Genomic DNA, 14,374 nt, shown 5'->3' on the forward strand with positions numbered 1-14,374 from the left:
GTGGGGACGTTCGGGATTCGGCAGCGGCTCGCGGGGACATCCGCCCGTACCCGCGGCTGCCGGTCTGGAACGACAGTAGGTGGCCGGAAAGCGACTGCGAAGTGTACGTTTCATCCATCCGAGGTTGCACGAGTGTAGGAAACGTCCCATGCCGGAACCCGCCGTTCCCCCCACCCCACCGGTGCCCCTCTCGGCGCTCCTGGCCCGCGAGGACCTGGCCCTGCGCCAGATCGCCGGCCCGACGGACGCGGACACGGTGATCCACTGGGCGCACACCTCGGAGATGGCCGACCCGTATCCGTATCTGCTGGGCGGGGAACTGCTGCTGACGGCGGGCGTGCACATCCCGGAGGCGGCGGGATCGGGCACGTACTTCGACGACTACGTGGCGAGGATCGTCGCGGCGGGCGGCGCGGCACTCGGCTTCGGGCTCGCTCCCGTCCACGACTCGGTGCCGCGCGCCCTGGTGGCGGCGTGCGAGGCGTACGAGCTCCCGCTCCTGGAGGTTCCTCCGCAGACCACCTTCTCCGGCGTGGCCCGCGCGGTCTGGCAACTGATGGCCCGGGCCCGCCTCGCCGAACTGCGCCGCGTGACGGAGGCCCAGCAGAGCCTGGCGGCAGCCGCCTCCCGCCCGGATCCGGTACGGGCGGTGCTGCGCCAGCTGGCGCAGCGGGTCGGCGGGTGGGCGGTGCTGTACGGGCCGGAGGGGGCGGAGGTCGCGTCGGCGGGGAGGGTGCCGAAAGGGGCGGGGAGCGGGGTAGTGGGGCGGGCGCCGGAAGGCGCGGCGAGCGGGCCGGCAGGACAGGCGCCAGAAGGCGCGGCGAGCGGAACAGCAGGACAGGCACCGCAGAAGACGGCGGGCAGGGCAACGGAACGGGCGCCGGAGAAGACGGTGAGCGGGGCGCTCGCCGGGCTCGCGGAGGTCGTACGTCCCTCGGGCCCGGGGACACCCACCTCCGCCGCCGACACCGCCTCCGGGGTCCACCTCGCCGCCTATGCCCTCGGCGCCGGACAGGGCTTCGTCCTCGGGGTCGCCGCACCGCAGCGCGATCCCGGCGATCACACCATCGCCTCGGTCGCCGCCGTGCTCCTCTCCCTCCTCACCGGCGAGCACCAGAGCGGCTCGGGAGCGGCCCGTTCCTCGGCGCTGGTACGGCTGCTGCTGGGCGCCGAGCCGCAGGCGGTGGCCCCGCTCCTGGGCGCGGGCGACTGGCTCGTGGTCCACGCCCGCCCCGACAGCCCGCCCTGCGACCCGGTGGCCGCCTCGGCGCTGGGCGCGGCGCTCGGCTCCCCGCTGGTCGACCTGGCGCGGGACGTCGTACGCGTCCTCGTCCCGGCGGACCGCGAACCGTCCCCGCAGTCCGGCTGGACCCTGGGCGTCAGCGCCCCCGCGTCCGCACCGGACTGGCCGGCGGCCGACGCCCAGGCGGCTCGGGCGCTGTCCCGGGCGAGGGCCACCCGCACGCCCCTGTTCCGGCACGGCACCCACCGCCCCGCCCTCACCGACCTGCTCTCCCCCGACGAGGCCGAGGCCCACGCCCGCACGCTCCTCGCGCCCCTGACGACCCCGCTCGGCGAGACCCTGCGCACCTGGCTCTCCCTGCACGGCAGTTGGGACCGCACGGCGGTGGCCCTGTCCGTCCACCGCAACACCGTCCGCCAGCGGATCGCCCGGTGCGCGGCGCTCCTCGGCACGGACCTGGACGATCCGGACGTACGGATGGAGCTGTGGTTCGCCCTGCGGCACATCGAGCGGTGACGTGCCACGGCGAACGGCCGCGCCCCATCCCACGAGGGCGCGCCACATCCCGCGATGATCTGCACAGTGACGCGCGTCGCACGCGCCCCGGAGGCAGCCGTTCCCGCAGTTGTCTGCCTCACAATGGGAGCCATGCCGATACCCGGGACACCCAGCCGCGCCGAGCTCGTCGACCACCTCGTCAGAACCCGCATCGCGGGCGATGTCGCGACGCCCCGCGAGAACAACCTCTCCCACTACCGCCAGCTGGCGAACGGCAACCGCCACTACTGGCTCGGCCTGGAGCTCGGCGACCGCTGGACCGACGAGCAGGACGTGCTGGCGGTGATGGCCGAACGCGTCGGCGTGAACGACGACGCGGAGCACCGCCACGGGCAGGACACCATCGACCCCGAGCTGACGGTGGCCGCGCTGGAGCGCATGGCAGCCCGGCTGCGCAAGGCGGCGGACGGTCAGCAGCGGGTGCTGTTCGCGACCGGCCACCCGGGCGGCCTGCTGGACGTCCACCGCGCGACGGCTGACGCACTGCGCGCCGCGGGCTGCGAGATCGTCGTCATCCCGGAGGGCCTGCAGACCGACGAGGGTTACGTCATGCAGTTCGCTGACGTCGCGGTCCTGGAGCACGGCGCCACGCTCTGGCACACCCACTCCGGCGACCCGATGAAGGCCATCCTCACGGGACTTGAGCGCGAGGGCCGTCCGCTGCCGGACCTCGTCGTGGCCGACCACGGCTGGGCGGGGTACGCCGGCCAGCACGGCGTCGACTCCGTCGGGTACGCGGACTGCAACGACCCGGCGCTCTTCCTCGCGGAGTCGGAAGGGACGGTGCAGGTGGTGGTGCCGTTGGACGACCATGTGGTCAGCCCGCGCTTCTACGACCCGATGACGGCGTATCTGCTGGCGGAGGCGGGGCTGGCGTAGCGGGCGGCCGCGTGTGCGGAACCCCACAGCCGGTGGAGCGGCCTTCCTCATACGGTCTTTAGGTCAAGACTTCGTAAAGTGGAAGGCATGATCATTGCTGCCGCGGCGGCGGACGCACCTGTCGGCGGAGTCGCCGGGTGGGCCGCCGACCTGATGGAGACGCTGGGCGGGCCCGGCGCCGGACTGGCCATCGCGCTGGAGAACCTCTTCCCGCCGCTGCCGAGCGAGGTGATCCTGCCGCTGGCGGGGTTCACGGCGAGCCAGGGGCGGATGGACGTCTTCGCGGCCGTCGCCTGGACGACGGCGGGTTCGGTGGCGGGCGCGCTGGTCCTGTACCTGCTCGGCGCTCTCCTCGGCCGGGACCGGCTGATCGCGGTGGCCTCCCGGCTGCCGCTGGTGAAGGTCGCGGACGTGGAGCGGACCGAGGCGTGGTTCCTCCGGCACGGCACGAAGGCCGTGTTCTTCGGCCGCTTCATACCGATCTTCCGCAGCCTGATCTCGATACCGGCCGGCGTCGAACGCATGCGGCTCCCGGTGTTCCTCGCCCTCACCGCGGCGGGCAGCCTCATCTGGAACACCGCGTTCATCGCGGGCGGCTACGCCCTCGGCGCGCGCTGGCACGAGGTCACCGACCTGGTGAGCCTCTACTCCAAGGCGATCCTGGTCGTCGTGGCCGTGGCGGTCGTCGCGTTCCTGGCGATACGCCTGCTGCGGTCGGGGCGTGGACAGCGCAGACGCTCGGGCGCGGCAGCGGAGTGAGCCGTCACCGCGGGATCCGGACGACGCCCTCCTGGATCACGGACACCGCGAGCCGCCCGTCCTGCGTGTAGATCCGCGCCTGCCCGAGCCCACGCCCGCCGTGCGCCGACGGCGACTCCTGGTCGTACAGCAGCCACTCGTCCGCGCGGAACGGGCGGTGGAACCACATCGCGTGGTCCAGCGAGGCTCCGACCACGTCACCGACGGCCCAGCCGCCCCGCCCGTGGGCGAGCAGGACCGAGTCCAGCAGGGTCATGTCGGAGACGTACGTGGCGAGTACGACGTGCAGGAGCGGTTCGTCATCAGAGCCGCCCAGCTTGCCGTTGGTGCGGAACCAGACCTGGGAGTGCGGTTCGCGGGGCTCGCCGAACTGGCCGTAGGGCGGCTCGTCGACGTAGCGCAGGTCGACCGCCTGGCGGGCCTCCAGGAACCGCTCGACGACGTCCGGGGCGAGATGGTCGTAACCACGCAGCCGCTCCTCGCTGGTGGGCAGCGTCGCCGGGTCGGGAGCGGGCGGCATGGGGGCCTGGTGGTCCATGCCCTCTTCGTACGTCTGGAAGGACGCCGACAGCGCGAAGATCGGCTTGCCGTGCTGGATCGCGACCACCCGGCGGGTGGTGAAGGAGCGTCCGTCGCGCATGCGGTCGACGTTGTAGACGATGGGCGCGCCCGGGTCCCCCATGCGCAGGAAGTACGCGTGGAGGGAGTGGGCGGGCCGGTCCGCGGGGACCGTGCGGCCGGCGGCGACGAGCGCCTGGGCCGCGACCTGCCCGCCGAAGACGCGCGGGACGACGGCGGAGCGGGACTGGCCGCGGAAGATGTTCTCCTCGATCTGCTCCAGGTCGAGCAGATCGAGGAGACCCTGTAGTGCCTGGTTCATGGCACCTTTTCTACTGGCAGGAAATTGCAGGAGTCCTACGGACCGCCTACAGGCCCATGTCCTTCGCGATGATCGACTTCATGATCTCGCTGGTGCCGCCGTAGATGCGGTTGACGCGGTTGTCCGCGTACAGGCGGGCGATCGGGTACTCGTTCATGAAGCCGTAGCCGCCGTGCAGCTGCAGGCAGCGGTCGATCACGCGGTGCGCGACCTCGGTGCAGAAGAGCTTCGCGGAGGCGGCCTCGGCCGGGGTCAGCTCGCCCGCGTCCAGGGCCTCCAGGGCGCGGTCGGCGACGGCCTCGGCGGCGTCGACCTCGGCCTGGCAGGCGGCCAGCTCGAACTTGGTGTTCTGGAAGTGGGCGACCGGCTTGCCGAAGACGGTGCGCTCCTGGACGTACTGCTTGGCGAACCGGACGGCGGCCTTGGCCTGCGCGTAGGCGCCGAAGGCGATGCCCCAGCGCTCGGAGGCCAGGTTGTGACCCAGGTAGTAGAAGCCCTTGTTCTCCTCGCCGAGGAGGTCCTCGACCGGGACCTTCACGTCGACGAACGCCAGCTCGGCGGTGTCGGACGTCTTCAGGCCGAGCTTGTCGAGCTTGCGGCCGACGGAGTAGCCCTCGGACTTGGCGTCCACGGCGAACAGGGAGATGCCGTGGCGGCGGTCCTCGGCGCTGGGCGCGTCGGTGCGGGCGCAGACGATCACGCGGTCGGCGAGCACGCCGCCGGTGATGAAGGTCTTGGCGCCGTTGAGGACGTAGTGCGTGCCGTCCTCGGAGAGCTTGGCGGTGGTCTTCATGCCCGCGAGGTCGGAGCCGGTGCCCGGCTCGGTCATCGCCAGCGCCCACATCTCCTCACCGGAGACGAACTTCGGCAGGAAGCGCTTCTTCTGCTCGTCGGTGGCGAGCATCTTGATGTACGGCAGGCCGAGCAGCACGTGCACGCCGGAGCCACCGAACTGGACGCCCGCGCGCGCGGTCTCCTCGTACAGCACGGCCTCGAACTTGTACGAGTCGATGCCGGCGCCGCCGTACTCCTCGTCGACGCGGATGCCGAAGACGCCGAGCTCGGCGAGCTTGTAGTAGAAGTCGCGCGGCGCCTGGCCGGCCGCGAACCACTCGTCGTAGACCGGGACCACCTCGGCCTCGATGAAGGCGCGGATGGTCTCCCGGAACGCCTCGTGATCCTCGTTGAACACCGTACGGCGCACGCCGCCCACCTCCACCGGTACATGTCTAAGCGCTTGCTCACTCAACCGTACCGGCGAGTACGAACGGCCGTCCAGAGGCCTCCCCCCGTAACGCTCGTCACTCTCACCGCACCGTTGGCGGATTTCGCCCACGCCGCCCCTGCCCGTCCCGTCCCTGGGGGCTGCCGCCCCCAGACCCCCGCTTCGGCCCAAAGGGCCTCGTCCTCAAACGCCGGACAGGCTGAAATGCCCGGACCGGCGAAATCCAGCGCCGCCCGCCCGTCCTCAGCCCGCCGCAGGCGATGCCGCCCCGAACGCCCCCCGCGCCATCCGATGCAGCAACTCCGCAGTGACCCCCCGCCCCGGCAGCACCCCCGGCCGCCCCAGATGCGGCGTCGAGTTCAGGAGCCCGAACACCGAGTGCACCGCCGAGCGGGCCGTCGGCTCCGTGAGCTCCGGGTACACCTTGCGCACCACCTCCACCCACAGCTCCACGTACTGCCGCTGGAGCTGGCGCACGAGCTTGCGGTCACTGTCGCGCAGGCGGTCCAGCTCGCGGTCGTGCAGGGTGATGAGGGGGCGGTCGTCGAGGGCGAAGTCGATGTGGCCCTCGATGAGGGAGTCGAGGACCGCCTCGGCCGGCACCCCGTCGGCCTCCGCGAGGCGCCGCTTCGCGCCCGTCAGGAGCTGACCGCTGATGCCGACAAGGAGCTCCGCGAGCATCGCGTCCTTGCCGGCGAAGTGCCGGTAGAGACCGGGGCCGCTGATGCCCACGGCGGCGCCTATCTCGTCGACACCGACGCCGTGGAAACCACGCTCGGCGAAGAGGCGCGCGGCCTCCTTGAGGATCTGCTCGCGGCGGGTGGGGGCGTCGGTTCTGGTGGCCATGGAAGCAATTCTAGACAGGGAGGTTAGCGGTCGTTAACCTGATGGAAATGCGTTAACGCTCATTAACTGGTCGACCACTGGTGAGGGGACCGCAGGATGCACGAGGCACCGGAGCTTCACAGCGCGGCAGATCCCGCGTCGGAAGCCTGGCGGGCCAACGAGGAGGCCCACCGGGCACTCGGGGAGGAGCTGCGCGCCAAGCTGGCGGCGGCGCGGCTCGGCGGCGGTGAGAAGGCACGCGCCCGGCACACCGCGCGCGGCAAGCTGCTGCCGCGCGACCGCGTCGACACCCTCCTCGACCCCGGCTCCCCCTTCCTGGAGCTCGCACCCCTGGCCGCCGACGGCATGTACGACGGCCAGGCCCCGGCCGCCGGCGTCATCGCCGGGATCGGGCGGGTCAGCGGGCGCGAGTGCGTGATCGTCGCGAACGACGCCACGGTCAAGGGCGGGACGTACTACCCGATGACCGTGAAGAAGCACCTGCGCGCGCAGGAGGTGGCCCTGGAGAACCGGCTGCCGTGTCTGTATCTGGTCGACTCCGGCGGGGCCTTCCTGCCCATGCAGGACGAGGTGTTCCCGGACCGGGAGCACTTCGGGCGGATCTTCTACAACCAGGCCCGGATGTCGGGCGCCGGTATCCCGCAGATCGCGGCCGTGCTCGGCTCGTGCACGGCGGGCGGCGCCTACGTCCCGGCCATGAGCGACGAGGCCGTCATCGTCCGGAACCAGGGCACGATCTTCCTCGGCGGCCCCCCGCTGGTGAAGGCGGCCACCGGTGAGGTCGTCACCGCCGAGGAGCTGGGCGGCGGCGAGGTGCACTCCAGGATCTCCGGCGTCACCGACCACCTCGCCGAGGACGACGCCCACGCCCTGCGGATCGTGCGGAACATCGTCGCCACGCTCCCCGCGCGCGGGGCCCTGCCCTGGTCCGTGGAGCCCTCGGTCGACCCGAAGGTGGACCCGTACGGGCTGTACGGCGCCGTACCGGTCGACTCCCGCACCCCTTATGACGTACGCGAGATCATCGCGCGCGTGGTCGACGGCTCCCGGTTCGCCGAGTTCAAGGCGGAGTTCGGGCAGACCCTGGTCACCGGCTTCGCCCGGATCCACGGCCACCCGGTCGGGATCGTCGCCAACAACGGCACCCTCTTCTCCGAGTCCGCCCAGAAGGGCGCCCACTTCATCGAGCTGTGCGACCAGCGCGGCATCCCGCTGGTCTTCCTGCAGAACATCTCCGGGTTCATGGTCGGCAGGGACTACGAGGCGGGCGGCATCGCCAAGCACGGCGCCAAGATGGTCACGGCGGTGGCCTGCACGCGCGTGCCGAAGCTGACGGTCGTGGTCGGCGGGTCGTACGGCGCGGGCAACTACTCGATGTGCGGCCGGGCCTACTCCCCCCGTTTCCTGTGGATGTGGCCCGGCGCCAAGATCTCCGTCATGGGCGGCGAGCAGGCCGCCTCGGTCCTCGCGACGGTCAAGCGGGACCAGTTGGAGGGACGCGGGGAGAGCTGGCCCGCGGCGGAGGAAGAGGCCTTCAAGGACCCGATCCGTGCGCAGTACGAGCGCCAGGGGAATGCCTACTACGCGACGGCCCGCCTGTGGGACGACGGGGTCATCGACCCCCTGGAGACCCGTCAGGTGCTGGGGCTGGCTCTGACCGCTTGTGCGAACGCGCCCCTGGGTGACCCCCAGTTCGGCGTCTTCCGGATGTGAAGGACACAACAACGATGTTCGACACGGTACTTGTGGCCAACCGGGGCGAGATCGCCGTCCGCGTCATCCGGACGCTGCGCGCGATGGGTGTGCGCTCGGTGGCCGTCTTCTCCGACGCGGACGCCGACGCACGGCACGTCCGGGAGGCCGACACGGCGGTACGGATCGGTCCCGCCCCGGCGTCCGAGAGCTATCTGTCCGTGGAGCGGCTCCTGGACGCCGCCGCCCGCACCGGCGCCGAGGCGGTCCACCCCGGGTACGGCTTCCTCGCCGAGAACGCCGGCTTCGCGCGCGCGTGCGCCGACGACGGGCTCGTCTTCATCGGGCCGCCCGCGGGCGCCATCTCCCTGATGGGCGACAAGATCCGCGCCAAGGAGACGGTGCGGGCCGCCGGGGTGCCCGTCGTCCCTGGCTCCAGTGGCAGCGGGCTCACCGACGGCCAACTCGCCGACGCCGCCCGCGAGATCGGCATGCCCGTACTGCTCAAGCCCTCCGCCGGCGGTGGCGGCAAGGGCATGCGGCTGGTGCGGGACGAGGCACATCTGACGGACGAGATCGCCGCCGCCCGCCGCGAGGCCCGCGCCTCCTTCGGCGACGACACGCTCCTCGTCGAGCGGTGGGTCGACCGGCCCCGGCACATCGAGATCCAGGTCCTGGCGGACGGCCACGGCAACGTGGTGCACCTCGGGGAGCGCGAGTGCTCCCTCCAGCGCCGGCACCAGAAGATCATCGAGGAGGCGCCCAGCGTGCTCCTCGACGAGGCCACGCGTGCGGCGATGGGCGAGGCGGCCGTGCAGGCGGCCCGCTCCTGCGGCTACCGGGGCGCGGGCACGGTGGAGTTCATCGTGCCCGGCGGCGACCCCTCCTCCTACTACTTCATGGAGATGAACACCCGCCTCCAGGTGGAGCACCCCGTCACCGAACTCATCACCGGACTCGACCTGGTGGAGTGGCAGCTGCGGGTGGCGGCGGGCGAGCGGCTGGCCTTCGGGCAGGAGGACGTACGGCTCACCGGCCATGCGGTCGAGGCACGTATCTGCGCGGAGGACCCGGCGCGCGGGTTCCTGCCCTCCGGCGGCACGGTGCTGCGGCTGCGCGAGCCCCAGGGCGACGGCGTCCGCACGGACTCCGGGCTCAGCGAGGGCACGGAGGTCGGCAGTCTGTACGACCCGATGCTGTCCAAGGTGATCGCATACGGCCCCGACCGCGCGACGGCGCTCAGAAAGCTCCGGGCGGCCCTCGCGGAGACGGTCACCCTGGGCGTGCAGACCAACGCCGGGTTCCTGCGGCGGCTGCTCGCGCATCCGGCGGTCCTCGCGGGCGAGTTGGACACGGGGCTGGTCGAGCGCGTGGTGGACGACCTGGTCGCCACCGACGTACCGGACGAGGTGTACGAGGCGGCGGCGGCCGTGCGCCTGGAGGCGCTGCGGCCTCGTGGTGCCGGGTGGACCGATCCCTTCTCCGTGCCGAGCGGATGGCGGCTCGGCGGCGAGCCCAGGCCCGTCGGCTTCCACCTGCGGATCACCGACCCCGTGGAGTACGCCCCGCTCGGCAGCCACACCGTCACGGACGATCGAGTCGCCGTCACCCTCTACGGCGTACGCCACACCTTCCACCACGCCGCCCTGCCGGACGGCACCTGGCTGGGCCGCGACGGCGACGCCTGGCACGTGCGCGACCACGACCCGGTCGCCGCCTCGCTCACCGGGACCGCCCACGCGGGCGCCGACTCGCTGACCGCGCCCATGCCGGGGACGGTGACGGTGGTGAAGGTCGCCGTCGGGGACGAAGTGGCGGCGGGCCAGAGCCTGCTGGTCGTGGAGGCGATGAAGATGGAGCACGTCATCTCCGCCCCGCACGCCGGCACGGTCACCGAGCTGGACGTCACGCCGGGCACGACGGTCGCCATGGACCAGGTCCTGGCGGTCATCGCGCCGGCGGAGGAGTCCGTGGAGGAGGAGCGATGACGCTGCCCATGACGGTGCCGGCCCCGGGGCTGCCCGCCCGCGTCCGGATCCACGAGGTCGGCCCACGCGACGGCCTGCAGAACGAGAAGGGCACGGTCCCCACGGAGGTCAAGGCGGAGTTCGTGCGCCGCCTCGCCGACGCGGGCCTGACGACGATCGAGGCCACCAGCTTCGTCCACCCCAAGTGGGTGCCCCAGTTGGCAGACGCGGAAGAGCTGTTCCCGCTCGTCGGCGACCTTCCGGTGGCGCTCCCGGTGCTCGTGCCGAACGAACGCGGACTGGACCGCGCCCTCGCCCTCGGCGCCCGGCGCGTCGCCGTGTTCGCCAGCGCCACCGAGTCCTTCGCCAAGGCCAACCTCAACCGCACGGTCGACGAGGCGCTGGCCATGTTCGAGCCGGTCGTGGCCCGGGCGAAGGCCTCCGGCGTCCATGTCCGCGGCTATCTGTCGATGTGCTTCGGCGACCCGTGGGAGGGCGCGGTCCCGGTCCCGCAGGTGGTGAAGGTCTGCAAGGCGCTGCTGGACATGGGCTGCGACGAGCTGAGCCTGGGCGACACGATCGGGGTGGCGACGCCGGGGCACGTACGGGCGCTGCTCACCGAACTCACCGAACAGGGCACCCCCGTGGCAGCCCTGGGCGTCCACTTCCACGACACCTACGGCCAGGCACTGGCCAACACGTACGCCGCCCTCGAACACGGCGTCACCACCGTCGACGCCTCCGCCGGCGGCCTGGGCGGCTGCCCGTACGCCAAGTCCGCCACCGGCAATCTCGCCACCGAAGACCTCGTGTGGATGCTGCGGGGCCTCGGCATCGACACCGGAGTAGATCTCGACCGCCTCGTCGCCACGAGCGCGTGGATGGCCGAACAACTGGGCCGACCCAGCCCGTCCCGCACCGTACGAGCCCTGTCCCACAAGGAGCAGTGACCCGCGATGGACCACCGACTCTCCCCCGAACTCGAAGAACTCCGCCGTACGGTGGAGCAGTTCGCGCACGACGTCGTAGCGCCCAAGATCGGCGAGTACTACGAGCACCACGAGTTCCCGTACGAGATCGTCCGCGAGATGGGCCGTATGGGCCTGTTCGGGCTGCCGTTCCCGGAGGAGTACGGCGGTATGGGCGGCGACTATCTGGCGCTCGGCGTGGTCCTCGAGGAACTGGCCCGCGTGGACTCGTCGGTCGCCATCACCCTGGAGGCGGGCGTCTCGCTCGGCGCGATGCCGATCCATCTCTTCGGCACCGAGGAGCAGAAGCGGCAGTGGCTGCCGCGGCTGTGCTCCGGCGAGATCCTGGGCGCCTTCGGCCTCACCGAGCCGGACGGCGGCTCGGACGCGGGCGCGACGCGTACGACGGCCCGCCTCGACGCGGAGACCGGCGAGTGGGTGATCAACGGCACCAAGTGCTTCATCACCAACTCCGGTACGGACGTCACGGGCCTGGTCACGGTCACGGCGGTCACCGGCCGCAAGCCCGACGGCAGGCCGCTGATCTCGTCGATCATCGTCCCGTCCGGCACCCCGGGCTTCACGGTCGCGGCCCCCTACTCCAAGGTCGGCTGGAACGCCTCCGACACCCGGGAGCTGTCCTTCGCGGACGTCCGGGTCCCGGCGGCCAACCTCCTGGGCGAAGAAGGCCGCGGCTACGCCCAGTTCCTGCGCATCCTGGACGAGGGCCGCATCGCCATCGCGGCGCTGGCGACGGGCCTGGCGCAGGGCTGTGTGGACGAGTCGGTGAAGTACGCCAAGGAACGCCAGGCGTTCGGCCGGCCGATCGGCGCCAACCAGGCCATCCAGTTCAAGATCGCCGACATGGAGATGAAGGCCCACACGGCCCGCCTCGCCTGGCGTGACGCGGCCTCCCGGCTGGTGGCCGGGGAGCCCTTCAAGAAGGAGGCGGCGCTGGCGAAGCTGTACTCGTCGACGATCGCGGTGGACAACGCCCGCGACGCGACGCAGATCCACGGCGGCTACGGCTTCATGAACGAGTACCCGGTGGCCCGTATGTGGCGGGACTCCAAGATCCTGGAGATCGGCGAGGGCACGAGCGAGGTGCAGCGCATGCTGATCGCGCGTGAACTGGGGCTCGTGGGCTGAGCCGGCCGACCGCTCGAACAAGGCTCAACGACCCTTGATTACAAGGTCGTTGGGCCTTGTTGGCTTATGTCGCGGCCTCACAGCCTGCGCACAACTTCGATCACAAGGGCCCCACCCCTGGGACATCAGCTCAGGTTAGGCTAACCTACCTTCGAATTGTCCGGCGGGCGATCCGCCCTGTTCGAAAGCAGCGTAGCCATGCCCAACGCCAGAGCCACCCACCTCACCCGCCGCGGCATCCTCGCCGCGGGCGGCGCCCTCGGCCTCGGGGCCGTGCTCGCAGCCTGCGGGGACGACGACGCGAAAAGCGGTGGTTCTAACGAGGCCACGACCGCTGCCAAGTCCGGCCCCTGGACGTTCAAGGACGACCGCGGCACCACCGTGAAGCTCGACAAGGTCCCGACGAAGATCGTCGCCTTCGTCGGTCTCGCGGCCGCGCTGTACGACTACGGCATCGAGGTCAAGGGCGTCTTCGGCCCGACCAAGACGCAGGACGGCAAGGCCGACGTGCAGGCCGGCGACATGGACGTCAGCAAGCTGACGGTCTTCGGCAACGTCTGGGACCAGTTCAACGTCGAGAAGTACGCCGCGTTCGCCCCCGAGGTCCTCATCTCCACGACCTTCGACAGCACCGGCACCCTCTGGTACGTCCCCGAGGCGTCCAAGGACAAGATCGCCAAGCTCGCCCCGAGCGCCGCGATCTCCGTCTACGACCGTCAGCTGACCCAGCCGCTGGAGCGGGTGTGGGAGCTGGCCGAGTCCCTCGGCGCGGACCTGAAGGCCGACAAGGTCGCCCAGTCCAAGAAGGACTTCGAGGCGGCCGCCGAGCGGCTGCGCAAGGCCGCCAAGGCGCGTCCCGAGATCAAGGTGATGGCCGGTTCCGCCAGCCAGGACATCTTCTACGTCTCCGGCACGAACCTCTCCGTCGACCTGGAGTACTTCAAGGCCCTCGGCGTGAACTTCGTCGAGCCGCCGGAGAGCGCCAAGAAGGAGGGCGGCGGCTGGTTCGAGTCGCTGAGCTGGGAGAACGTCGACAAGTACCCGGCCGACATCATCATGATGGACGACCGCTCCTCGACGATCCAGCCCGCCGACATCACCGAGGCGACCTGGAAGAAGCTGCCCGCCGTGAAGGCCGGTCAGGTCATCGCGCGTTCGCCCGAGCCGATTCTTTCCTACGCCAAGTGCACGCCGCTTCTCACGAGCCTCGCCGAGGCCATCGAGAAGGCCAAGAAGGTCGCCTGAGAAAGGGCCACTTGAGGTTGTGGGGCGACTGCGGGTCCGGTTGTGGCTGGTCGCGCAGTTCCCCGCGCCCCTGAAAAGCAGGTCGGCCTCCCTGACGTCGATTCAGGAGTTACCCCATGACTACCGCCGTCGCCGCCCCGTTCCGTTTCTTCTCCCTCCAGGTCATACGGACGCGGCGGCTCGGTCCGTCCATGGTCCGAGTCACCTTCGGCGGGGAGGATCTGGAGTACTTCTTCTCCGACGGGCGTGACCAGTCCCTGTCGCTGTTCCTGCCGCATCCCGGCCAGAGCGAGCCCCAGGTTCCCCTGGAGCTCGGTGACGGCTGGTGGCAGGGCTGGCGTGAACTGCCGGACGACGTGCGGGCCGTGATGCGGTCGTACACGCTGCGGGCGCTGCGGCGGGACGCCTACGGGCACACCGCCGAGATCGACATCGACTTCGTGCTGCACGGCATCGAGCCCGGCGCAGCCGTCCCCGCCGGCCCCGCCTCCCGCTGGGCCTCCCGGGCCACCGCAGGTGATCGCGTCCTGCTGCTCGGTCCCGCGATCGCCGACAACCGCGCGATCCGGTTCCGGCCGCCCGAGGACACCGACCTCCTGGTGATCTGGGGCGACGAGACCGCCGTACCCGCCGTCTCCGCCATCCTCGAATCCCTGCCGGCCGGCACCCGCGCCCGGGTGTGGCTGGAGGTGCACGACGCCGGGGACATCCAGGATCTGGCGACCGAGGCCGAAGCCGAGATCACCTGGCTGGTCCAGGAGGAGGCCGTCGGCGCCATCCGCGCCGCTCAACTCCCGCCCGCCGACCACCCGTACGTCTGGATCGCGGGTGAGTCCGGCTCCGTGAAGGCGCTGCGCCGGCACTTCGTCCAGGAGCGCGGGGTGGACCGGCGCCGGGTCACCTTCGTGGGGTACTGGCGGCAGGGGCTCAGTGAGGAGCAACTGCGCGAGCAGTCGTAACTGC

The 14,374-nt window shown here is 71.3% G+C and carries 12 protein-coding genes; 9 read left to right on the forward strand and 3 right to left on the reverse strand.

Annotation, left to right across the window (positions count from 1 at the left end; translation table 11 throughout):
- Positions 1–148: 148 nt before the first annotated feature.
- The 3 genes from EJ357_RS16740 to EJ357_RS16750 all read left to right on the forward strand — a co-directional run bounded on the left by EJ357_RS16740 (position 149) and on the right by EJ357_RS16750 (position 3,439).
- The gene (locus EJ357_RS16740; protein ID WP_126392397.1) at positions 149–1,759 is read left to right on the forward strand and encodes a PucR family transcriptional regulator ligand-binding domain-containing protein; all 1,611 of its coding nucleotides are present in this window, start codon (positions 149–151) and stop codon (positions 1,757–1,759) included.
- A gap of 132 nt (positions 1,760–1,891) precedes the next feature.
- On the forward strand, positions 1,892–2,680 hold the full coding sequence (locus EJ357_RS16745) for a phosphatase (protein WP_126392398.1): 789 nt from the start codon (positions 1,892–1,894) through the stop codon (positions 2,678–2,680).
- A 90-nt stretch (positions 2,681–2,770) separates the two neighbouring features.
- On the forward strand, positions 2,771–3,439 hold the full coding sequence (locus tag EJ357_RS16750; RefSeq protein WP_407698520.1) for a DedA family protein: 669 nt from the start codon (positions 2,771–2,773) through the stop codon (positions 3,437–3,439).
- A gap of 4 nt (positions 3,440–3,443) precedes the next feature.
- Here EJ357_RS16750 and EJ357_RS16755 read toward each other — a convergent pair whose 3' ends face one another.
- The 3 genes from EJ357_RS16755 to EJ357_RS16765 form a co-directional block, all read right to left on the reverse strand.
- A complete protein-coding gene (locus EJ357_RS16755) occupies positions 3,444–4,319 on the reverse strand; it encodes an acyl-CoA thioesterase (RefSeq protein ID WP_126392400.1) in 876 nt (291 codons plus the stop codon).
- A gap of 46 nt (positions 4,320–4,365) precedes the next feature.
- A complete protein-coding gene (locus EJ357_RS16760; protein WP_126392401.1) occupies positions 4,366–5,523 on the reverse strand; it encodes an acyl-CoA dehydrogenase family protein in 1,158 nt (385 codons plus the stop codon).
- Between the two features lie 264 nt (positions 5,524–5,787).
- Positions 5,788–6,390 (reverse strand): SACE_7040 family transcriptional regulator, encoded by a 603-nt coding sequence (locus EJ357_RS16765; RefSeq protein ID WP_126392402.1) that lies wholly within the window; start codon positions 6,388–6,390, stop codon positions 5,788–5,790.
- A 96-nt stretch (positions 6,391–6,486) separates the two neighbouring features.
- On the opposite strand from EJ357_RS16765, the gene EJ357_RS16770 reads away from it, so the two are divergent.
- From EJ357_RS16770 to EJ357_RS16795, 6 genes are all read left to right on the forward strand, one after another.
- Positions 6,487–8,103: a carboxyl transferase domain-containing protein gene (locus EJ357_RS16770; protein WP_126392403.1), complete on the forward strand. Its 1,617-nt coding sequence runs from the start codon at positions 6,487–6,489 to the stop codon at positions 8,101–8,103.
- Between the two features lie 14 nt (positions 8,104–8,117).
- Complete coding sequence (locus tag EJ357_RS16775; protein ID WP_126392404.1) at positions 8,118–10,070, forward strand: acetyl/propionyl/methylcrotonyl-CoA carboxylase subunit alpha; 1,953 nt, start codon at positions 8,118–8,120, stop codon at positions 10,068–10,070.
- Positions 10,067–10,999, forward strand: coding sequence for a hydroxymethylglutaryl-CoA lyase (locus EJ357_RS16780; RefSeq protein WP_126392405.1), 933 nt, complete (start codon positions 10,067–10,069; stop codon positions 10,997–10,999). Before EJ357_RS16775 ends, EJ357_RS16780 begins: the two co-directional genes overlap by 4 nt.
- 6 nt (positions 11,000–11,005) lie before the next feature.
- On the forward strand, positions 11,006–12,166 hold the full coding sequence (locus tag EJ357_RS16785; RefSeq protein ID WP_126392406.1) for an acyl-CoA dehydrogenase family protein: 1,161 nt from the start codon (positions 11,006–11,008) through the stop codon (positions 12,164–12,166).
- A gap of 198 nt (positions 12,167–12,364) precedes the next feature.
- Complete coding sequence (locus tag EJ357_RS16790) at positions 12,365–13,411, forward strand: ABC transporter substrate-binding protein (RefSeq protein WP_126392407.1); 1,047 nt, start codon at positions 12,365–12,367, stop codon at positions 13,409–13,411.
- A 116-nt stretch (positions 13,412–13,527) separates the two neighbouring features.
- A complete protein-coding gene (locus EJ357_RS16795; protein ID WP_126392408.1) occupies positions 13,528–14,370 on the forward strand; it encodes a siderophore-interacting protein in 843 nt (280 codons plus the stop codon).
- The last annotated feature ends 4 nt before the right edge of the window (positions 14,371–14,374 follow it).

Source organism: Streptomyces cyaneochromogenes, from assembly GCF_003963535.1.
GTDB classification, from domain to species: Bacteria; Actinomycetota; Actinomycetes; order Streptomycetales; family Streptomycetaceae; genus Streptomyces; species Streptomyces shaanxiensis.